Origin of the sequence: Frankia sp. R43, from assembly GCF_001306465.1 — a bacterium.
Lineage (GTDB): Bacteria > Actinomycetota > Actinomycetes > Frankiales > Frankiaceae > Parafrankia > Parafrankia irregularis.
On sequence record NZ_LFCW01000002.1, the window covers coordinates 1,163,439 to 1,186,380 of the forward strand.

General features: G+C 66.4%; 6 protein-coding genes. All 6 read left to right on the forward strand.

The features are described 5' to 3' along the window. The first annotated feature begins 56 nt into the window (after positions 1–56). The 6 genes from ACG83_RS12795 (at position 57) to ACG83_RS12820 (ending at position 22,904) form a co-directional block, all read left to right on the forward strand. Positions 57–1,094 (forward strand): iron chelate uptake ABC transporter family permease subunit, encoded by a 1,038-nt coding sequence (locus ACG83_RS12795; RefSeq protein WP_054566321.1) that lies wholly within the window; start codon positions 57–59, stop codon positions 1,092–1,094. Next, positions 1,091–1,969, forward strand: coding sequence for an ABC transporter ATP-binding protein (locus tag ACG83_RS12800; protein ID WP_054566322.1), 879 nt, complete (start codon positions 1,091–1,093; stop codon positions 1,967–1,969). Before ACG83_RS12795 ends, ACG83_RS12800 begins: the two co-directional genes overlap by 4 nt. Next, positions 1,969–3,723 carry an ABC transporter ATP-binding protein gene (locus ACG83_RS12805; protein WP_054566323.1) on the forward strand — a complete coding sequence of 585 codons (1,755 nt, stop codon included), beginning with the start codon at positions 1,969–1,971 and terminating at the stop codon, positions 3,721–3,723. Before ACG83_RS12800 ends, ACG83_RS12805 begins: the two co-directional genes overlap by 1 nt. Beyond that, complete coding sequence (locus ACG83_RS12810) at positions 3,720–5,480, forward strand: ABC transporter ATP-binding protein (protein ID WP_054566324.1); 1,761 nt, start codon at positions 3,720–3,722, stop codon at positions 5,478–5,480. Before ACG83_RS12805 ends, ACG83_RS12810 begins: the two co-directional genes overlap by 4 nt. 341 nt (positions 5,481–5,821) lie before the next feature. Further along, the gene (locus tag ACG83_RS12815; protein WP_161934747.1) at positions 5,822–22,666 is read left to right on the forward strand and encodes a non-ribosomal peptide synthetase; all 16,845 of its coding nucleotides are present in this window, start codon (positions 5,822–5,824) and stop codon (positions 22,664–22,666) included. Then, positions 22,650–22,904 carry a phosphopantetheine-binding protein gene (locus tag ACG83_RS12820; protein ID WP_054566326.1) on the forward strand — a complete coding sequence of 85 codons (255 nt, stop codon included), beginning with the start codon at positions 22,650–22,652 and terminating at the stop codon, positions 22,902–22,904. The genes ACG83_RS12815 and ACG83_RS12820 overlap by 17 nt, the downstream gene beginning before the upstream one ends. Positions 22,905–22,942: the final 38 nt, after the last annotated feature.

Genomic DNA, 22,942 nt, shown 5'->3' on the forward strand with positions numbered 1-22,942 from the left:
CTTCTCGGTCCGGATCAACGCGCCTTCGCTCAACAGGAAGGGCTCCCGGGGCGCGGGTGGATTTCGGGCGGCGGGTGCTGGTGCTGCGGCGAGGGAGGATCGCGGTCCGGCTTGAGTGGCGCTCGGTCATCGTCTGCGCGGTGCTCGCGGTCGCGGTCGCCTGCATGGCGGTGCTCGCGCTGATGACGGGCTCGTACCGGCTCAGCCCTGGGCAGGTGGTCTCCGCGCTGGTCGGCGGGGAGACCGGGCTGGTCCACGACATCGTGATCGAGTGGCGGGCGCCCCGAGTGGTTGCGGCGCTGGTGTTCGGTGCCGCGTTGGGGGTGAGCGGGGCGGTCTTCCAGTCGATGTTGCGCAACCCGCTCGCCGACCCCAGCGTCATCGGGTTCTCCCAGGGCTCCTACACCGGTGCGTTGATCGTGATCCTCCTCGTCAACGGCACCTACGTGCAGTTGATATTCGGGGCGTTGCTGGGGGGGATGGCCACCGCCATCGCCGTGTACCTGCTCGCCTACCGGCGAGGGGCGCAGGGGTTCCGGTTGATCATTGTCGGCATCGGCGTCTCGGCGATGCTCGGCTCGCTCAACACCTGGCTGATACTCAGAGCCGACCTGGAACAGGCGATTGCAGCCGCCGCGTGGGGCGCCGGATCGCTCAACGGGGTGTCCTGGGATCAGGTGGCCATCGGTGGTGTGGGCATCGCTGTGCTTCTGCTGCTGGCTGCGATGTCGAGCCGGCCCATGCGGCAGATGGAGCTGGGTGACGACACCGCCGCCGCCCAAGGGGTGCGGGTCTCGCCCGCCCGCCTCGGCATGGTCGTGGTGGGGGTGGCGTTGACGGCGATCGTCACGGCCGCATCGGGGCCGATCGCGTTCATCTCCCTGGTCGCGCCGCAGATCGGACGCCGCCTCGTCCGCACTGCGGGGATAACCCTCGCACCCGCCGCCTTCGTCGGCGCGCTGCTGTGTCTGGTGGCGGACTACCTCGCCCAGCACGTCGCCCCGACTCCCCTGCCGGTGGGGATCATCACCGTCATTCTCGGCGGTGGGTACCTCGGGTATCTGCTTTTCACCGAAGCCAGGAGACGCCTATGAACACCGACACCGTCCTCGATCCTGCGGTGGCGAGAGACGTACCCACTCATGTTCCGCCGCCCGGCGGCTCACGCCTGCGCGTGGAGTCGGCGACGATCGGTTACGACAGGCGCATCATCAGCGAGGGCCTGTCGGTGTCCATTCCGGACGAGTCGTTCACCGTCGTCGTCGGCCCGAACGCGTGCGGGAAGTCCACTCTGCTGCGCGGCCTGTCGCGGCTGTTGAAGCCGTCCGCGGGTCAGGTGGTCCTCGACGGTGTTGCTATCCAGTCGTACAAGACGAAGGAGGTGGCGCGGCGGGTCGGCCTGCTGCCGCAGACCTCGATCGCCCCGGACGGGATCACCGTAGCCGACCTGGTGGCTCGGGGTCGGTATCCGTATCAGGGCTTCATCCGGCAGTGGACCGAGGCCGACGAGCGGGCCGTGGTCAGGGCGATGGACCAGACCGCGGTCACTGACCTGTCCGGCCGCCTGGTGGACGAGTTGTCGGGAGGCCAGCGACAGCGGGTGTGGGTGGCGATGGCGCTCGCGCAGCACACCAGCATCCTGCTGCTGGACGAGCCGACCACGTTCCTCGACATCACCCATCAGATCGAACTGATGGAGCTGTTCACCGACCTGCACCATGTCGGCCACACCCTGGTCGCCGTGCTGCACGACCTGAATCACGCTGCTCGCTACGCCACGCACCTGATCGCCATGAAGGACGGCGCCGTGGTCGCCGAGGGGCCACCGTCGGAGATCGTGACGGCCGAGCTGGTCGAGGAGGTGTTCGGCCTGCGCTGTCTGGTGGTGCCCGATCCGGTGGCGGGCACTCCTGCGGTGGTGCCGCTGGGCCGTGACCGCGGTGGCGAAGGCGTGCGGGAGGGCCGTTGATGCGCACCGATCCGATGGAGCTGGGGCGAGGACCTCTGACGCGGTGGCTACCGGTGCTTGGACAGGCTGCGCCCGAGCCTCCTGATGTCCAGTCGTTCGAGGTCAGGGATGGTGATCGTCCCGGACAGTTCGTGGCGCGCATCATCTTCTCGCTGCCACGCATCACGATCCCCGCGATGCTGTTGGCGATCGTGTGGCAGGTGGGCGAGTCGGCTGTGCCGGTGGTGATGGGGCTCGCGATCGACCGGGCGCTCGTGACCGGGAACGCTGGGCAACTGGTGCTTTGGCTCGGTGCGCTGGTGGCCTTGTACGTAGCGCTGACGGCGGCGGCCAGGTTCACGAATCGGCTCAACACGTATGTGGTCCAGTTGTTGCAGCACCGACTGCGCGCGACACTCTCGGCCAGAGTGCTGCATTCCGACGGCAGCGCGGCGCGGGCGCCGGCGGACAATGTGGTCTCGGCCATGACCAACGACGTCTTCCGCCTGGCCAACGCCGGGATGCTCGTGGTTCTGCCGATCTCGAGGGTCGCCGCCATAATGTTCATCGCTGTCTCGTTGCTGGTGATGCACTGGCCGCTCGGGGTCATGGTGCTGCTCGGCGCGCCCGTGGCGGTTTGGTTGATGGGCCTCCTGAGCGAACGTCTCTCCCGCGACACCCGCGAATACCAGGATCTCCTCGCTGACACCGTTGGACGGGCCACCGATCTGGTCGCCGGGTACCGGGTGATCAAGGGCGTGCGCGCCGAGGCCGAGGCGACCAGGCGATACCGGCAGGCCAGCAGGGAGACCCTGGTCGGCGCCAGGCGCAACGCAGGGCTACTCGGCAGGTTTCTTGTGGGTTCCGGTGCGGTAAATGGCGTGTTCGTCGCCGCGGTGACGGGGCTGGCGGGCTGGTTCGCGGTGAATGGGCAGCTGAGCGTCGGTGAGTTGATCGCCGCGGGTGGTCTCACCCAGGCGCTGCTGCCACAGATGCAGGCGATCGCGAGTTATTCCATCCCCAATCTCGCGGGCGCCCGCGCCTCCGCCGCGCGAATCATGGACGTGCTCAGGAACGAGGGCACCGCCGCATCCGGGCACGATGACGCGATACGACAGCGGTGCACGCCGCCGCCTGTCCAGGAATTTTCCGCGCCGTATGTCGACGTTCTGGATGTCGGCGTGCCCGGTGCGTCAATCCGGGTGGAGCCCGGTGAGCTGGTGGGAGTGCATGCCGATGATCGGATCGCCGCCCGCATCGCTGACGCGCTGCTGAACCCGTGGGCCGCCAACGACATCGAGGTGCGTCTCGACGGCCGGCCGGCGCACGAACTGACCCCAGCGGAGTACCGTTCCCTGGTCACCGCCGCACCTCATCGGGCAACGTTGTTCACCGGCACCATCCGCGACAACCTCGCCGTCACCGCCTGCCTGCCCGAGAAAATGGACAGTGCAGTGTGGGCGGCTGCCTGTGAGGACTTCGCAGCCGATCTCGACACTCCCGTCGGTGAGAACGGCAATCGCCTGTCCGGTGGCCAGCGTCAACGGGTTGCGCTCGCTCGAGCCTTCGCGACCGACACTCCGGTGCTGGTGCTGCACGACCCGACCACCGCCGTCGACTCGGTGACCGAGCAGACCATCGCCAAGCGGCTGGTCGGTATCCGCACAGATCGCTCAACCCTGCTGATCGCCTCGTCCCCGGCCCTGCTTGGGTGCTGCGACCGTGTCGTCGACCTCCTCGACAACATGCCGGTGCTTGGAAGGGCGGCGCTGTGACCGGGGGATCCGCGACGACGACCGGGGGATCCGCGACGACAGAGCACGCGCTGCCGGTCGCGGGCGGACGTGAGACCGCTCGGGAGGTGTGGCGGCTCAGCCGTGGGCATCGACGCAGTCTGGCCGCCCTCGTGGTGCTGGGAATCGCAAGCACCGCCATCGACCTGATCGGACCTGTCGCGATCGGGTTCCTCATCGATCGGGTCCAGGAAGGCACCGCCGAGCTCAGTACCGTGCTGATCGTCACGGCGATCATGGCGGTCTCGGCCATTCTCGGTGCCGCTGGCACGGCGGCGACAATCGTCCTGGCTACTCGCATGTACCACACCATCCTCGCCGGGCTGCGGGAGGAGTTGGTCTCCCGTGCCCTCACGCTGCCGCAGCATGTCGTCGAGTCCGCCGGCACCGGGGATCTGATCTCGCGGTCCAGCGACGACGTCACCGCGGTTGCCGATGCGGCCCCCGCGGTGATCCCGGCGCTTACCGTCACGACCTTCACCATCGTCATGTCGCTGGGCGGGCTCGCCGCGGTGGAATGGCCCTACGCCGCCGCCCTCGCCGTCGTGCTGCCTGTATACCTGCTCTCCATGCGGTGGTACCTGCGAACAGGCCCGCGGGTGTACCTGGCCGAGCGTGCGGCGATGAGCGCGCGTGCCCAGCAGATCCTGGAATCGCAGCGCGGCCACGCCACCGTCCTCGGATTCAGGCTTGCCGAGCAGCGGCACCGCGCCGTGACCACCACCTCCTGGGGCGTATCGGTGCAGGCATTGCGGGCGCGCACCGTGCAGAGCATGCTCAACACCCGCCTGAACTTCGGCGAGTGCCTGAGCCTGGCCGCCGTGCTCGTCGTCGGCTTCGTCCTGATCGACCACGGAGCCTCGACTGTCGGGGGCGCGACCACCGCCATGCTGCTCGTGCTACGCCTGCTGAACCCGGTCAACCAGCTGCTGTTCGTCATCGACACTCTGCAGTCCGCCCTCGCGTCGCTGAACCGCATGGTCGGAGTCACCACCATCCCCGTCGTGGACGCGCCAGGCGTCGCAACGAGCAGCAGCGTCCATCTCCGCGAGGTCTCCTTCCACTACGGGGCCGGCCCCCGCGTACTTGCCGATGTCACCCTCGACATCCCCACCGGTCAGCGGGTCGCCGTCGTGGGTTCGTCGGGTGCGGGCAAGTCGACGCTGGCCACGGTGATCGCCGGCATTCACCGGCCCGGCGCCGGGACCGTGGCCCGACCGGAGCGCACGGTGATGATCACGCAGGAAGTGCACGTGTTCGCGGGGACGTTGCGCGACAACCTCACCCTCGCCGCGCCGGATGCCACCGACGGCCAGGTAGGGGCTGCGCTGGAAGTGGCCCAGGCCGCGGGGATGCTCGACCTGCTGCCCGACGGCCTTGACACGGTGCTCGGTGGTGGCGGGTACGAGCTGACCGCCGCACAGGAACAACAGGTGGCGCTCACTCGCCTGGTGCTGGCCGACCCGGAACTAGCGATCTTCGACGAGGCCACCGCCGAGGCAGGTTCCGCGTATGCCGGACTGCTCGACCGCGCCGCCGACGCTGCGCTGACCGGACGCACTGGACTGGTGATCGCGCACCGGCTCTCGCAGGCCGCCGCCTGCGATCTGGTCGTAGTGATGGAGCACGGCCGTATCGCCGAGCGAGGAACCCATACAGAGCTGATCGCCGCCGGCGGGGCGTATGCCGCGCTTTGGTCGGCATGGCGGGCCGGGCAGGAAGCTGGAGCGAACGGGTAGGGATGAGGTGAACTTTCGCTGCTGCGGCATTAGTTCCGCAGAAAAGCCCACCGCGCACCTACGACTCCAGCTCAGCGCATCAAGCGATCATCAAAGTCGAACCAGTGACCGAACTCAGGTGCTAAGCGGGCATTCTCTTGTGAAGTACGTGCTGCCGCTCTCGGGCATCTCTCGCGAGTGTCTCGTCGATGCGAGTCTCGTCAATCCGTGTAAATTTAGGTTAGGTTACCTTACACTGGTGGTATGGATGGTCAGCGCGGTGAGGGTTCGCGATGAGCGGGGATTCCCGTGAGGATGCGGGGAGTCCATCGGTTGGGGAAGCGGTGCCTTCCGGTCGGGGGGTGAGCGGTGGGAAGCGGTTGCCTCTTTCGTTTGCCCAGCGCGGGAACTGGGCGGCGCAGCGGTTGTTCCCCGGTTCTGCCGCGTTCTGTGTGTGCGACCTGGTGTGGCTTGACGGGCCTGTCGATGCCGGGGTGTTCGCTGACGCGGTGAGTGGGGCGTTCGCGGAGACGGAGGCGCTGCGGGTGGTCGTTTATGACGATGACGGGGCTCCTTCGCAGTCGGTTGGTGGGAGGCTGTCTCTGCGGACGGTGGTTCCCGAGGAGGTGCTCACCGATGAGGAGATCCGGGCCGTGGTTCGCGCCGGGGTGAGTGCGCGGGAATCTTCGGCGGTTGCGGATCTCACGTCGTCGACGCTGTTCAAACGCGCCGGTGGGGGGTGGGTGTGGTCGTTCACGACGAATAATCTTCTGCTTGACGGGTATAGCACGTCTCTTTATATCCGCCGGGTCGCGGAGCTGTACTCGGCTGCGGTCGATGCGACCCCTGCGCCGCCGAGGTGGTTCGGTCGTCTGGAGGATCTCGTCGCGGGGTCGGCATCGACGCCGGGTGGGTCCGACATTGTTGGTTACTGGCGTGATGTGCTTGCTGTCGACGTGTTTTCCGAGCCTGCGGGAAGCGCGCCTGCTGATCTGTTCTCGTTTTCGTACCGGCCTGTTCCCGTGGCGCTTCCGGCGGGGGCCGATGATCGTCTGCGTATGCTGGCGCGGCAGGTGAGGAGCACGTGGACGGATCTCGTCATCACCGCGTGGGGGCTGTATACGGCACTTGCCGGGAACCGGGACTACCTCGCTGTGCGGGTGCCGTCGATGATGCGCGGTGAGCCGGAGTCGCTGCGTGTGCCGGGTGCGGTCGCCCGCGCGCTGCCCGTCGTGACCGCTCTGCGCCCGGGTGCCACCTTCGGCGAGGTGTTGTCGGTGGTGGGGTCGCAGGTCCGGGATCTACGGGATAATTCCGCGATCGAGGATCATCAGCTTGCCCGTCTCTGGACGGGAGGCGAGCTTTCCTACCTGTCGCTGCCCTCGGTCAACATCAAGATATTCCGGGCGGCACCGGTGTTCGGGGGGATTCCGGGGCTGATTGAGCTGGTCAATCCCGGGCCGACCGGCGTGTTGGATCTCTCCGTCTATGGGAGTCCGGGGCGGGGCCTGCGGATGAATGTTTCCGGCCGGTCTCCGCTCGTGCCGGCAGAAACGGCCAGTCGGCATGCTGCGGCGTTCGGCGTGTTCCTCGGTCACCTCCTCGATGGCCCTGCGGGCAGGACACTGCACGAACTCGCCGATCTCACGACCACTCCCTCTTCGACCGATACCACGGCGGCCGGTGTGTGGTCGGTGGGTGCGGGGGTGGTGGTTCCGGCGGTGACGGTGGATGGGCTGATCCGGGGGCAGGTGGTGCGTTCTCCGGGGGCGGTCGCGGTGGTGGATGACGCGGATGGCGCGCAGTGGACGTATGCGCAGTTCGACGCGCGGGTGAACGCTCTGGCTCACCTCCTGGCTGGGCGGGGTGTGACGGTCGGGGACCGGGTCGCGGTGGTCCTGCCGCGTTCGGTGGACCTGGTGATTTCCCTGACTGCGGTGCTGCGTGCGGGTGCTGCGTATGTGCCGGTGGATCCGGGGTATCCCGCGGAGCGTGTGGCGGCGATCCTGCAGGATTCCGCTGCCCGGGTGGTCATTACCGATGGTGCGACGGCGGCGGCTCAGGCGGGCGTGTTCGCAGCCGCGGGTGTTGCCACGGTGGTCGTCGACGAGGATGCTGTTCGTCGCCGGATAGAACGCGGCGACCCCGAGGCGCCGGTGTTGCCGCGTCCTCTGAGTCCTGACGATTCCGCGTATGTGATGTTCACGTCGGGGACGACGGGGCGGCCCAAGGGTGTGGCGGTGTCGCATGCGGCGGTGGTGAACCGGCTTGTGTGGGGCCGGGAGGTGTTGGGGTTCTCGTCGTCGGATCGGGTGTTGTTGAAGACGCCGTTCACGTTTGATGTGTCGGTGCCGGAGTTCTTCCTCCCGCTGGTTGTCGGGGCGGTGGTCGTGGTCGCCCGTGACAACGCGCATGGGGATCCGGGTTATATCGCCGGTGTGGTGCGGGAACGCCAGGTGACGAGTGTGCATTTCGTGCCGTCGATGTTGCAGGCGTTCCTGGATTCGGGGGTGGAGGCGGGGTCGTTCCCGGGTGTGCGGCTGGTGTCGTTCACGGGGGAGGCGTTGCCGGTGGCGGCGGCGGTCGGCGCCCGGGAGGTGTTCGACCGGGCGGGGCTGTTCAACCTGTACGGGCCGACCGAGGCGGCGGTCGAGATCGCCAGCTACGACATCGCCGGTCTGCGCGTCGACGCGGATTCGACGCCGATCGGCCGTCCGGTGTCGAATTCCTATGTGCGGGTGTTGGACGGGTGGCTGCGTCCGGTTCCGGTGGGGGTGGCCGGTGAGTTGTATCTGGGTGGGGTGCAGCTCGCGGAGGGGTATGTGGGCCGGGCGGGGCTGACGGCGGAGAGGTTCGTCGCTGATCCTTTCGGTGGGTCGGGTGGGCGGTTGTATCGGACGGGGGATCTGGCCCGGTGGAACGGCCGGGGTGAGTTGGAGTATCTGGGTCGGTCCGATGACCAGGTGAAGGTGCGTGGGTTCCGGATCGAACTCGAGGAGATCCGTGCTGTGTTGGAACGGCACCCGGCTGTTTCGGGTGCCGCGGTGACCGCTCTCGATCATCCTGCCGGGGGGAAGTTCCTCGCGGCTTATGTCACGACCGGACCGTCCGCGCCGGCGGACGCAACCATGCTGGCCGTGGTGCTGCGGGAACACACGGCCAGGCTTCTGCCGGAGTACATGGTTCCCGTGTCGTTCACCCGCCTGGGTGTGCTTCCCACGACCGTGAGTGGGAAACTCGACCGTCGAGCGCTCCCCGTCCCTGATCTGGCTGCCGGGTCCGGTGGCGGCCGGCCTCCGGAGACGGACACCGAACTGGCGTTGGCCGGGGTGTTCCGTGACGTGCTCGCTCTTCCGGAGGGCATATCCCTGTCCGTGGACGACGATTTCTTCCGGCTCGGGGGGCATTCGCTGCTGGCGACGCGGGTCGTTGCCCGGGTGAACGCGATCCTTGGTTCAGGGCTGGGTCTGCGGGATGTGTTCGACCATCCCACGATCGCGGGCCTGGCCGAGATCGTCGCCGAAGGCTCGGGTGTCTCGACGATTCCAGCGTTGCGGATCGGGGATCTACCGCGGTCCGCGAACCTCCCGGCGTCTTTCGGACAGCAAGCACTCTGGGTAATTGATCGCCTGGGCGGGCCGGGGGGCAGGTATGTGGTGCCAATGGCGCTTCGCCTGTCCGGAGAACTGGACGTCAGCGCACTTGATGCTGCGGTGAAGGATGTAGTCACCCGGCACGAGGCATTGCGAACCCTGATCGTGGAAGACAACGGGCGGCTGCGCCAGGTGGTCGTCCCTGCCCAGGACGCGAGCGTTCGCCTCACACTGATCCCGGAGGATCTCTCCGGTTCCGGGGGTGACGCCGCAGAGGAACGGATCGCAGACTTCGTGCGGCGGGGGTTTGACCTGGCGGCAGACATTCCCTTCCGTGCCGGCTTGTTGCGGGAGGCTGGCACGGAGTGGGTACTGGTGCTGGCGGTGCATCACCATGCGGTTGACGAATGGTCGCTGCCGGTGCTGCTGGGGGACCTGTCAACCGCATACCAGGCCCGGTCGGCCGGTCGTGAGCCGGGGTGGGCGCCGCTGAAAATGCAGTACGCCGACTACGCGATCTGGCAACGAGACATCCTCGGGGATCCCGCCGACCCGGATTCCGAACTCGCTCGGCATTTGAGCTATTGGCGTAATGCCCTCGCTGACGCGCCGGAGGAATCCACGATCGCCCTGGACCGGTCTCGCCCTGCTGAGCCCACCCACCAGGGCGGTGATGCCGAGTTCGCCGTCGCGTCCGAGACTGTGGCGGGGTTGCGGGGCGCCGCGCAGCGCAACGGCGTGAGCATGTTCATGATCGTGCAGACCGCGATCGCGCTGACGGTCTCCGCGCTCGGCGGAGGAGACGACGTAGTGATCGGTTCCCCGGTCGGGGGCCGCACTGAGGACGGCCTGGAGAACCTGGTCGGGTACTTCGTCAACACCCTCCCCCTGCGCCACCGGCTCCGACCCGACGACACGATCAGCGAACTCCTCGGGCGCGTCCGGCAGACGGTGCTGGATGGGCTCGCCCACCAGGCCGCACCGTTCGAGCACATCGTGTCCGCCGTCGGCGTCGACCGGTCCGTTGCCCGCAACCCCGTCTTCCAGGTCATGCTCACCCACCAGAACCTGTCCGGCGGGCCCGACCCGCTCAATCTCCCCGGAGTCACCGCTCGGCAACAACGCGCTTCCCTCGGAGCGGTCAAGACGGACCTGGACATTTACGTGGACGAGGCCCAGCACACCCTCACCGGGTCCCTGAGCTATGCCACTGACCTGTTCGACCCGGGCACCGCGGAGCGTTTCCTCGCTCTCCTACAACGAACCTTCACCACAATCGCGGCCCGCCCCGAAACACGGATCGCCGATCTTCAGGTGCTGTTCGACACCGACGTCTCGTCGGTGGGTGGGTGGTCGGTGGGTGCGGGGGTGGTGGTTCCGGCGGTGACGGTGGATGGGCTGATCCGGGGGCAGGTGGTGCGTTCTCCGGGGGCGGTCGCGGTGGTGGATGACGCGGATGGTGGGGTGTTGACGTATGCGGGGTTCGATGGTCGGGTGAACGCGCTGGCCCGGCTTCTGGCTGGGCGGGGTGTGACGGTGGGGAGCCGGGTCGCGGTGGCTTTGCCGCGTTCGGTGGACCTGGTGATTTCCCTGACTGCGGTGCTGCGTGCGGGTGCTGCGTATGTGCCGGTGGATCCGGGGTATCCGGCGGAGCGTGTGGCGGCGATCCTGCAGGATTCCGGTGCCCGGGTGGCTATCACTGATGGTGCGACGGCGGCGGCTCAGGCGGGCGTGTTCGCAGCCGCGGGTGTTGCCACGGTGGTCGTCGATGAGGGTGCTGTTCGTCGCCGGATAGAACGCGGCGACCCCGAGGCGCCGGTGTTGCCGCGTCCTCTGAGTCCTGACGATTCCGCGTATGTGATGTTCACGTCGGGGACGACGGGGCGGCCCAAGGGTGTGGCGGTGTCGCATGCGGCGGTGGTGAACCGGCTTGTGTGGGGCCGGGAGGTGTTGGGGTTCTCGTCGTCGGATCGGGTGTTGTTGAAGACGCCGTTCACGTTTGATGTGTCGGTGCCGGAGTTCTTCCTCCCGCTGGTTGTCGGGGCGGTGGTCGTGGTCGCCCGTGACAACGCGCATGGGGATCCGGGTTATATCGCCGGTGTGGTGCGGGAACGCCAGGTGACGAGTGTGCATTTCGTGCCGTCGATGTTGCAGGCGTTCCTGGATTCGGGGGTGGAGGCGGGGTCGTTCCCGGGTGTGCGGCTGGTGTCGTTCACGGGGGAGGCGTTGCCGGTGGCGGCGGCGGTCGGCGCCCGGGAGGTGTTCGACCGGGCGGGGCTGTTCAACCTGTACGGGCCGACCGAGGCGGCGGTCGAGATCGCCAGCTACGACATCGCCGGTCTGCGCGTCGACGCGGATTCGACGCCGATCGGCCGTCCGGTGTCGAATTCCTATGTGCGGGTGTTGGACGGGTGGCTGCGTCCGGTTCCGGTGGGGGTGGCCGGTGAGTTGTATCTGGGTGGGGTGCAGCTCGCGGAGGGGTATGTGGGCCGGGCGGGGCTGACGGCGGAGAGGTTCGTCGCTGATCCTTTCGGTGGGTCGGGTGGGCGGTTGTATCGGACGGGGGATCTGGCCCGGTGGAACGGCCGGGGTGAGTTGGAGTATCTGGGTCGGTCCGATGACCAGGTGAAGGTGCGTGGGTTCCGGATCGAACTCGAGGAGATCCGTGCTGTGTTGGAACGGCACCCGGCTGTTTCGGGTGCCGCGGTGACCGCTCTCGATCATCCTGCCGGGGGGAAATATCTCGCGGCCTACATCACTGTTACCCCGGCCGCGCCGGCGGAGGAGGCTGTGCTGGCCGTGGTGCTGCGGGAACACACAACCGCGCTTCTGCCGGAGTACATGGTTCCCGTGTCGTTCACCCGCCTGGGTGTGCTTCCCACGACCGCGAGTGGGAAACTCGACCGTCGAGCGCTCCCCGTCCCTGATCTGGCTGCCGGGTCCGGTGGCGGCCGGCCCCCGGAAACGGACACCGAACTGGCGTTGGCCGGGGTGTTCCGTGACGTGCTCGCTCTCCCGGAGGGCATATCCCTGTCCGTGGACGACGATTTCTTCCGGCTCGGGGGGCATTCGCTGCTGGCGACGCGGGTCGTTGCCCGGGTGAACGCGATCCTTGGTTCAGGGCTGGGTCTGCGGGATGTGTTCGACCATCCCACGATCGCGGGCCTGGCCGAGATCGTCACCGAAGGCTCGGGTGTCTCGACGATTCCAGCGTTGCGGATCGGGGATCTACCGCGGCCCGCGAACCTCCCGGCCTCTTTCGGACAGCAAGCACTCTGGGTAACCGACCAGATTGCCGGCAAGACGATCTACCGCATGGCTATGACCCTCCGATCACGCGAACCGGTCGACGTCGGTGCCCTGCAATCGGCCGTTCGTCGTCTCGTCGCCCGGCACGAGATCCTGCGCACAACCTTCGTGCTCGACGAAGACGCCGTCGAACTGCACCAGAGGATCCACCCAGCCGCGGAACCGGGCGTGGCACTCGTCACGGTTGAGCGGATCCCCTCGTCGGCGGCGAATGAGAGAGTTGCCGAACTCGTCGCCGCCCCCATAGACCTCGCGTCTGACTACGGCCTCCGATTCTGTCTCCTCCGCCGGGAGGAAGACGATCTGCTCGTTGCCGCCGGGCACCATATCGTTACCGACGAGCAATCATTCGCACCCTTCCTCCGCGATCTGAACGCTCTTTATCGCGAAGAGGTGTCCGGCGCGTCGTCCGAGCTGGTTGCGCTTCCCGTGCAGTTCGCGGACTTCGCGCTCTGGCACCGGGCAGCGCTCGGCGACTCCCGAGATGCGGACTCGCGCCATCGGCATGAACTTGAGTACTGGCGCGGTGCGCTCGTAGATATTCCCACGGAAACTCCGCTGCCGATCGACTACCCGCGCACCGATACCGACTCGCGCACGGTCCGACCGGCGACCGTTGTGCTGTCCGACGATGAAGTCGGCGCCTTGGATGCCCTACTCGTCGAGCGCAGGGCGACACCGCTGCAGGGGCTGATGACCGCGCTCACCCTCGCCCTCTGGAGCGAGGGGACCGGCACCACGGTGCCGATCGGTATACCTGCCAGCCTGCGCGATCTATCGGAGCTGAGCGACCTCATCGGCTACTTCGTGAACACTGTCGTCGTCCGCTCCGACATCGACGAGATGGAGGGGTTTGGACAGGCGCTCACCAGCATGCGGGAGCGCATGCTTGAGGCGAATGAGCGCAAGCTCGTGCCTTTCGACGCTGTCGTCGAAGCGATCCAGCCGGTGCGTACTCCCGGGATCAGCCCTCTCTTCCAGGTGATGGCCGACTATCTCGACCAGAGTGATCCAGAGCCGGACCCAGCCGCGACCTTCGTCCCCTACGTACCGGTCGCGACCGGAGGACCGGGTCCGACCCGACCCGCCTTTTTCGACCTCGTCTACTCCATCGCGAGGCGTGGCGACGGTGCTCTGGCTCTGCACCTGAACGCGGCCAGAGAACTGTTCTCCGAAGCCACCTCGTCACGGCTGCTACAGAAGACGCGACTGTTTCTGACCCTCGGCGCGCGGCATCCAGGGCTTGCGTCCGTCCATCTTGCGGAAATGGTGCAGGCCGCTCTCGACTCCAGGCTTCACGGGGCGGCCTCCGACCAGGAGCGACCAGTCTTCCGTCTTGCGCTTCCCGCATTCGACATCCAGGATGCCGTGCTGTGGCGTGCTGCCGTTGATCACGCCGCTCTCGCGCTGGGCGACGGCGGGATGCAGCTGCGGGTGCTCGACGACGGAAGCGGCGAACTGGTCGCTGCACACGACAACGTCGAGGTCCTCGACGCGGTCGGAGCGCTGCTCGCCGAGCTTGTCGCTGGCTACGGCGCACAGAGCCGGCTGGTGATCGAGACACCGCGAGCTGACAGCGATCAACGGACAGACGCCGAGCTCAGCACCGTTCTGGAGGATCCCTTCTGGGACGACTGGATCGACCAGCTCGCCGCGCTGCGAGATGTCAGCCTGCCGTCGAAGGCTGGTAAAGCACCGGCCTTCGCGACACATACTGCCGAGATCTCCGGACGGCGTGAGCTGAGCGGTACAACGCAACTCGATGCGTGGGGCGCGATCACCCGGACGCTCACCCGGACGCTCGGCGAACGCCAGCTGGTCGTCGAACGGCGCGAGCCCGCGGACGCATTCACAGTCTGGAGCTACCCAGTACTTCTCGGTGAACCGGCAACCGCCTCGAACGGAGGCGCCACCCACTCGCCACCTGCACTGAGCCTCGAGCGTGCGGCTGACTACGCGTCCCTGCGCGCTCGCCCGCAACTCAGCCGATTCTTCGACGATCTGCCTCTCCCGCGCATCCGGATCAGCGTGTTCCGTAGCGCGGCGGAGCGTATCGCGACGGTTGCCGCGATCTCCGCAGACAATGCAATCCAGCTCGACATCTGCATCCTGATCGACCCGGGCCCGGCAGCTGAGCCGCAAACAGTCCGGGTGGAGGTCGAGACAGCCCCCGGTATCGACCTGGACGCGCATGCGCTGGCGGAGGAGATCGCCACCGTGACCGCCCAGATCGATTTCGCGCTCACGTTGTCGAGGCAGTCGCCAGGCGGGCTGCGTCTTCGTCGAGCCGACCGTCTCACGATCTCGCGGGAGGAGGAAGAGCGCATCCGTGCCCTCTACGGCAAGACCGCCGAGATCCTCCCGCTGTCCACGTTGCAACGCGGCATTTTTTACCACATGGTGCGCGCGCAGGAGTCGGACGACCACAACGCCTACGTATCGCAGGCCACGAGAGAGTTGTCAGGCGCGGTCGACCCTGACCGGCTGGAGGGTGCGGTGCGGGCCGTGCTCGGCCGGTACCCGAACCTTCGTGCCGCCTTCGTGCCCTCGGGTGAGGCCCAGGTGATCCCCGCCGTCGCGGACGCGCCGTTCCGCATCATCCCGCTCACCGAGTGGTCCGAACTCCGTGTGAACATCGGTGATTTCCTGGCAGCCGAGCGACGTGAGCCCTTCGACTTCCAGACTCCACCGCTGATCCGGTTCACCCTCATCGAGCGGTCGACCGATTCCTGGATTCTGGTGATGTGCTTTGAGCACATTCTGCTGGACGGCTGGTCGTTGAAGGCCCTGTTCGAGGAGATCCTCACGATCTACGCGGATCCCGGGTACGCGGATCGCGTCGAACCGGCGTCATTCCGTTCGTATCTTGAGTGGCTCGACGGTCGGGATCCGGAGACCGGCGCCCGCGCCTGGAGCGACTACCTCGCCGAGCTGTCCGGCCCGACGATGCTCTGGCCAGAGGGCGGCGATCTCAGTGCGGGGCAGATCGACACGGGCGACCTGCACTACGATCTTGATCCGTCGGCGGCTGCTGCGGTGTACGGCGCCGCGCGGACTGCGCAGGTGACGGTGGGTACAGTCCTGCAGGCTTCCTGGGCTGTCACCCTCAGCCGCCTGACTGGCAGCGATGACGTGGTGTTCGGCAACACGGTGTCCGGTCGCCCTCCGGAGCTTCCCGACGCGGACCGGACCATCGGGGTGCTCTTCAACACGGTACCGATGCGCGTGCGTCTCAGCCCGTTCGAGACGGCTCAGGAGATGCTCGCGCGAGTGCAGTCGGAGCAGCTGCTCGTCATCGACCATCCCGACACCGCGCTGACGAGCATTCAGGCGTCTGCGGGTATGCCAGCGCTCTTCGACACGTTGTTCGTGGTGCAGAACCTGCCCTTCCAGGTGCGCGACGAACGTGACTGGGCTGGCGTCCGAGTGGTCGGCTCCGCCGTGGATGACGCCACGCATTATCCGGTGACGTTCGCAGTGAATGTATGGGAGCGGGCAGGATCCGCATCCGTGCATGTACGGCTCTCCTACCGCCGCGACGCATACGACACGGCCAGCGCCGAAGAGATCCTGGAGCGCTACGTTGCGACGCTGAACGCGATCGCGAGCCGTTCGCGCGCGCACGTCGGCGAGCTGACGGCGCTGTTGCCCGACGAGGTCGAGCCTCGCACCGGCACCATCGCCGATCTGTACCGAGACATTCAGGCTGTCACTGTTGCGGGTCTTTTTGGTGATCAGGTGTTGCGGTCGCCGGGGGAGATCGCGTTGGTTGCGGGTGCGCGGAGTTTCACGTTTGCGGGGTTGTCCGCGGAGGTGAACCGGTATGCGCGGCTGTTGCTGGAGCGGGGTGTGCGCCAGGAGCACAGGGTTGCGCTGCTGCTGCCGCGTGATGAGCGGATGGTCATCGCGATGTTCGCGGTGTTCGCGGTGGGTGCGGCGTATGTGCCGGTTGATGCGGAGCTGCCCGATGAGCGGATCGGTTACATGCTCGAGGTGGCGGGTCCGACGGTCACGCTTGTCACTGATCGTGATGTGGCACGGCTCGGGCCTGCGGCGGGGCGGGTGGTGAATCTTGACGATGTGGTGGTGCGGGCGCGGGTCGCGGAGCTGGCGGATGGGCCGGTCACTGTGGCCGAGCGCGGGGGGGAGGTGTCGCTGGATCATCTGGCGTACATCATTTTCACGTCCGGTTCGACGGGTCGACCGAAGGGTGTCGCGGTCGGTTATCGGGGTCTGACGAACATGTATGCCAACCATGTGGAGAAGATCTTTGACCGTGTGGTGGCTCATCAGGGCGGGCGGCGGATGCGGATCGCGCATACGACGTCGTTTTCGTTCGATGCGTCGTGGGAGCAGCTGTTCTGGCTGCTTAACGGTCACTCGGTGTATGTGATCAATGAGGAGATGCGTCGGGATCCGCAGCAGCTGCTTGCGTACTACGACGATCAGCGCATCGATGGGTTCGACGTGACTCCCTCGTACGGGCAGGTGCTCGTGGATGAGGGTTTGCTGGAGCGTGACCGGCCGGCGGGTCGGTCGGTGTCGGCGGACGCGACGGGCGTGGTGTTCGTGTCGCTGGGCGGTGAGGCGGTGCCCGAGCGGCTGTGGCAGCAGTTGCGAGATGCCCCGGGTGTGGAGTCGTACAACCTGTACGGGCCGACCGAGTACACGATCAATGCGCTCGGTGCGGATCTCGCCGACAGCTCGAACCCGAGTGTGGGTACGCCGATCTTCAACACTCGGGCGTACATCCTGGATCAGAATCTGCAGTTTGCCCTGCCCGGTGTTCCCGGTGAGCTGTATCTCGCGGGTGCGGGTAATGCGCGCGGCTACTGGGAGCAGCCCGCTCTCGCCGCTGAGAGGTTCGTGGCGTGTCCGTGGGAGCCGGGGGTGCGGATGTATCGCACGGGCGACCTGGCCCGGTGGAACGACGAGGGGCGTATCGATTTCCTCGGTCGTGTCGACGAGCAGACCAAGATTCGCGGGTACCGGATCGAGCCAGGGGAGATCCGTGACGTGCTGGAGGCGCATCCGGACGTCATGCGTGCTGAGGTCATCGCGGCGGACCATCCTTCCGGAGGGAAGTTCCTCGCTGCCTATGTCACCACCGCCCGCGTCGATGCCAGTGATGACGCACTCCGCCGGTCGCTCCGCGAGCACGCGACGCAGCACCTCCCCGACTACATGATCCCCACGACGATCACCCGAATTGACTCCTTCGCAACGACGGTCAACGGAAAGCTCGACCGGAAGGCATTGCCCGCCCCCGATCTCAGCGAGATCACCGGCACCGACGGGCGTGCACTCCAGACGCCGACGGAGCGCTCGCTGGCGGAAGTGTTCCGTGCGGTGCTGAGTCTCGGGGGTGAGGTCAGTCTGCGGGCGAACGATGACTTCTTCCGTCTTGGTGGTCACTCGTTGCTGGCAACACGCGTCGTCGCGCGGGCCAACGCCGCGCTGGGTTCGGCGCTGACTCTGCGGGATATCTTCGAACAGGCCACGATCGAAGGACTGGCGCGTGTCGTCGACGGAGCTTCGCAGACCGTATCCCGCGTACCGCGAGTAGGTGATCTGCCGCGTCCGGAACTGCTGCCTGTGACATATGGGCAGCGCTCCCTCTGGGTTATCGAGCAGATGGGCGGCCCGGGGGCTCGCTACGTCGTCCCTCTGATCCGGCACCTGTCCGGAGAACTGGACGAGACTGCCCTGAGGCTGGCGGTGCAGGATGTCGTGACTCGACATGAGGCGCTGCGGACGTTGATCGTGGGGGACGACGGGCAGCTCCATCAGGTGATCCTCACGGATGAGGAGGCAGCCCTGCGCCTGCCTCTGATTCCTGAGGACTTCATCGGGGCGGGACAGGACGCGATCGACAAACGTCTTCGGGAACTCGTGCGGAGCCGATTCGACCTCGCCGTGGATATCCCGGTTCGCGCCGGTCTGCTACGCGTGGAGGTCGGAGAGTGGATTCTCGTTCTTGCGGTGCACCATCACGCCGTAGATGAATGGTCCACGCCGACGGTGCTGGAAGATCTCTTCGTCGCCTACGCGGCAAGAAGCCAGGGGAACGCGCCGACGTGGGAGCCGGTCGGGATACAGTACGCAGACTATGCGGTATGGCAGCAGGCCGTGCTCGGTCAGCCCACCGATCCGGAGTCCGCGCTACATCACCATCTGAAGTATTGGGCAGACGCCCTGGCGGACGCTCCGGGTGAATCCACGATAAGCCCCCGCCGGCCCCGGCCGGCTGAACCGACGTACCGTGCGGCAGATGTGTCCCTGACCATCTCATCCGATGTCGTGGCTGATCTGCGGCGCGTCGAAGACGGGTACGGGGTCACGATGTTCATGATCTCCCAGGCTGCCGTGGCCCTGGCGATATCCGTCATGAGCGCGAGTGACGACGTCGTTCTCGGCGCACCAGTCGGTGGTCGTACCGAGGACGGCCTCGAAGGCGTCGTCGGATACTTCGTGAACACGATTCCCCTCCGCCACAGATACTTCCCCGGCGATACGTTCTCCGATGTTCTCGCCCGTGTGAAGCAGACCGTGCTGGATGGCTTCGAGCACCAGGCGGCGCCTTTCGATCAGATCGTCACGGCGATCTCTGCGGATCGGGTCGTCGGCAGAAATCCGGTCTTCCAGGTCATGCTCACCTACCAGCGTGTTACCGGACGCCGAGTGGAACCGGTGGCCAGGGATCTCGTCGTGCGGCCTCGCATGGTGGGGCTGGGTGCCGTCAAGGGAGATCTCGATCTCTACCTGGTCGACTCCGACGCCGGAGTATCCGTATTGCTTACATTCAGCACCGATCTCTTCGAAAAGAAGACGGCGATGCGTTTCCTCGGCGTGATTCAGAAGATCCTCGGCGCGATCGCCGAGGATCCGAACCGGACCATCGCCGAAGTCGATCTGCTGATCGCGGAAGAGAGACCCGCTCTCGAAGCCTGGACGACTGGAAGCCCAGCAGAGTTGGCTGGTGTCACTGTTGCGGGTCTTTTTGGTGATCAGGTGTTGCGGTCGCCGGGGGAGATCGCGTTGGTTGCGGGTGCGCGGAGTTTCACGTTTGCGGGGTTGTCCGCGGAGGTGAACCGGTATGCGCGGCTGTTGCTGGAGCGGGGTGTGCGCCAGGAGCACAGGGTTGCGCTGCTGCTGCCGCGTGATGAGCGGATGGTCATCGCGATGTTCGCGGTGTTCGCGGTGGGTGCGGCGTATGTGCCGGTTGATGCGGAGCTGCCCGATGAGCGGATCGGTTACATGCTCGAGGTGGCGGGTCCGACGGTCACGCTTGTCACTGATCGTGATGTGGCACGGCTCGGGCCTGCGGCGGGGCGGGTGGTGAATCTTGACGATGTGGTGGTGCGGGCGCGGGTCGCGGAGCTGGCGGATGGGCCGGTCACTGTGGCCGAGCGCGGGGGGGAGGTGTCGCTGGATCATCTGGCGTACATCATTTTCACGTCCGGTTCGACGGGTCGACCGAAGGGTGTCGCGGTCGGTTATCGGGGTCTGACGAACATGTATGCCAACCATGTGGAGAAGATCTTTGACCGTGTGGTGGCTCATCAGGGCGGGCGGCGGATGCGGATCGCGCATACGACGTCGTTTTCGTTCGATGCGTCGTGGGAGCAGCTGTTCTGGCTGCTTAACGGTCACTCGGTGTATGTGATCAATGAGGAGATGCGTCGGGATCCGCAGCAGCTGCTTGCGTACTACGACGATCAGCGCATCGATGGGTTCGACGTGACTCCCTCGTACGGGCAGGTGCTCGTGGATGAGGGTTTGCTGGAGCGTGACCGGCCGGCGGGTCGGTCGGTGTCGGCGGACGCGACGGGCGTGGTGTTCGTGTCGCTGGGCGGTGAGGCGGTGCCCGAGCGGCTGTGGCAGCAGTTGCGAGATGCCCCGGGTGTGGAGTCGTACAACCTGTACGGGCCGACCGAGTACACGATCAATGCGCTCGGTGCGGATCTCGCCGACAGCTCGAACCCGAGTGTGGGTACGCCGATCTTCAACACTCGGGCGTACATCCTGGATCAGAATCTGCAGTTTGCCCTGCCCGGTGTTCCCGGTGAGCTGTATCTCGCGGGTGCGGGTAATGCGCGCGGCTACTGGGAGCAGCCCGCTCTCGCCGCTGAGAGGTTCGTGGCGTGTCCGTGGGAGCCGGGGGTGCGGATGTATCGCACGGGCGACCTGGCCCGGTGGAACGACGAGGGGCGTATCGATTTCCTCGGTCGTGTCGACGAGCAGACCAAGATTCGCGGGTACCGGATCGAGCCAGGGGAGATCCGTGACGTGCTGGAGGCGCATCCGGACGTCATGCGTGCTGAGGTCATCGCGGCGGACCATCCTTCCGGAGGGAAGTTCCTCGCTGCCTATGTCACCACCGCCCGCGTCGATGCCAGTGATGACGCACTCCGCCGGTCGCTCCGCGAGCACGCGACGCAGCACCTCCCCGACTACATGATCCCGGCATCCTACAATCGGCTTGAGACGTTCCCGCTGACCACAACCGGCAAACTCGACCGGAACGCATTGCCCGCCCCCGATCTCGGCCAGTCGACCGCCCACGGGCGTGCACCCGAGACCGACGCGGAACGAGATATCCTGGCCGCCGTCCGCGACCTGCTGGGTTTGAGCGACGGAGCGGGGCTGTCGGTTGAGGATGACTTCTTCCAGCTGGGCGGGGACAGCATTCTGTCGATCCAGTTGGTATCCCGAATGCGACGCATGGGTGTCGTCATCTCGGCCGCGGACGTGTTCTCGACACGGACGGTGGCCGGGCTGGCTCGTCTTTCTGATGCGCGCCATTCGGAGCTGGCAACGGAGCACACCGCCCCCCTGAAGGATCTGCGATCCTCCAGGTTGTGGCCGATCGCCAACAAGGAAGTGGATTTGCCCGGTTTTTCGACGTTGGTGCAGGCGGTGACTTTCGTGGTGCCAGCCGGAATGACGCACGACACATTGTTGCGCGTGCTGAACCGGGTCGTAGCGCATCATGCGGCTCTGGGTGGTCGCCTCGTGGCAGATGCCGACGGATCCTTCCGGTTCGAGGTTCCTGCCCGCTCTCCTGAAGTCGCGAAAGATCGGATGGTGATCGAAGCGCTGGGGCCCGCGTGGCCGGATCAGGCGTGGCGCAGCGGCAATCGTGCACGTGTGGAGGAACTGGCGCGTTCTCTGCACCTCGACGCCGGCGTCCTGTGGCGGGCGGTCTGGTACACGGGTTCTGCCGATGCGACAAGCCGTCTACTGCTGGTGATGCATCACCTGGTCGTCGATGGGGTGTCGTGGCGAGTTCTTGGGGATGATCTTCGGCAGGCGTGGGAGTTGGAGACCGGCCGCACTGCTGAGCCACTGCTGCCAGTAGGCACGAGCCTGCTGAACTGGGCTGAGATGCTCGCGGGCCGCGGCGCTGAGCCGGATGTGAGGGCGCAGACAGACTACTGGGCCGAGACCGTCACGACGGATGATCCGTTGCTGGGTTCCCGTGCGCTGGACGCGGCGCTCGACACGCGCGCCACAGCGAAGGTGCTCATGATCCAAGTGCCCGCGAGAGTCGCCGGCCCAGTGCTGAAGGAGGTGCCTGGTGCACTGGCGGCCGAGATCAACGATGTGCTGCTCGGCTCGTTGACGATCGCTGTCGGGGCATGGCGGGCGAGGCGAGGGGTCGGTCATCGGCGTGTGCTGATCGGACTTGAGGGTCACGGGCGCGAAGAGACGTTCGTGCCCGGCAGTGATCTTTCCCGCACTGTGGGGTGGTTCACGACGTGGTTCCCAGTCGGACTGGACACCGTCGACATCGATCCCGTCACGGCCCTGACGGATCCGGGAGCTTCCGCGGATGTGGTGAGGCACGTGAATGAGCAACTGCGGGCGGTACCCGATCGCGGCATCGGCTACGGGGTGCTCCGAGAGCTCGCTCCTGAGGGCGCGGGCCGTCTGGTCGACGCTGTGGTGCCACAGATCGGATTCAACTACCTCGGCCAGTTCGGCCCCGGCGGCGCCGTGAGGGACAGCGCATGGGAGATGGCCCCCGAGGCTCCTGGGATCGTCGGTTCCGCGGACCGGACGATGCCTCTGCTCGCCGTGTTGGACATTTCTTTGGTGGCTGTACAGAACGCTGAGAACAACGAGTGGACGTTGAGGGGCAACATCGTTTATGCGGCGGGGATTCTCAGCGAGGCGGAAGTGGTCGAACTGCGAGAGCTGTGGGTGCAGGCGCTTGAGACGTTGACGTCCTACCCGACAGAGGCGGGCGTCTGGAACAGCGGCTTCGGTAACCCGGAGGAGGATCATGAAGATCAGCGATAACCGAGTACTGGCCGACGTCGCCGATGTCCTTTATATCGAGGTGAAAGAGGTGGATCGGAACGCCGACCTGCGCAAACAGGGAATGGACTCCGTCCGGCTCATGGAACTGGTCGAACGGTGGCGCAGCGCCGGTGCGGAGGGCATCGACTTCATGACGCTCGCTGAAGACCAACGGGTGTCACGTTGGCTTGAGGTGCTGGCGGCATCGACGAACGATGATGCCGAGTCGTCTGAGTGAATCTCGTCTACCACGGGCGGGTATGACGACCGGTTGCG

What these genes read in the sequence shown, in the direction of transcription:
- ACG83_RS12800 (WP_054566322.1), top strand. Translation starts at nt 1,091, where the DNA reads ATGAACACCGACACCGTCCTCGATCCTGCGGTGGCGAGAGACGTACCC.
- ACG83_RS12820 (WP_054566326.1), top strand. Translation starts at nt 22,650, where the DNA reads ATGAAGATCAGCGATAACCGAGTACTGGCCGACGTCGCCGATGTCCTT.
- ACG83_RS12805 (WP_054566323.1), top strand. Translation starts at nt 1,969, where the DNA reads ATGCGCACCGATCCGATGGAGCTGGGGCGAGGACCTCTGACGCGGTGG.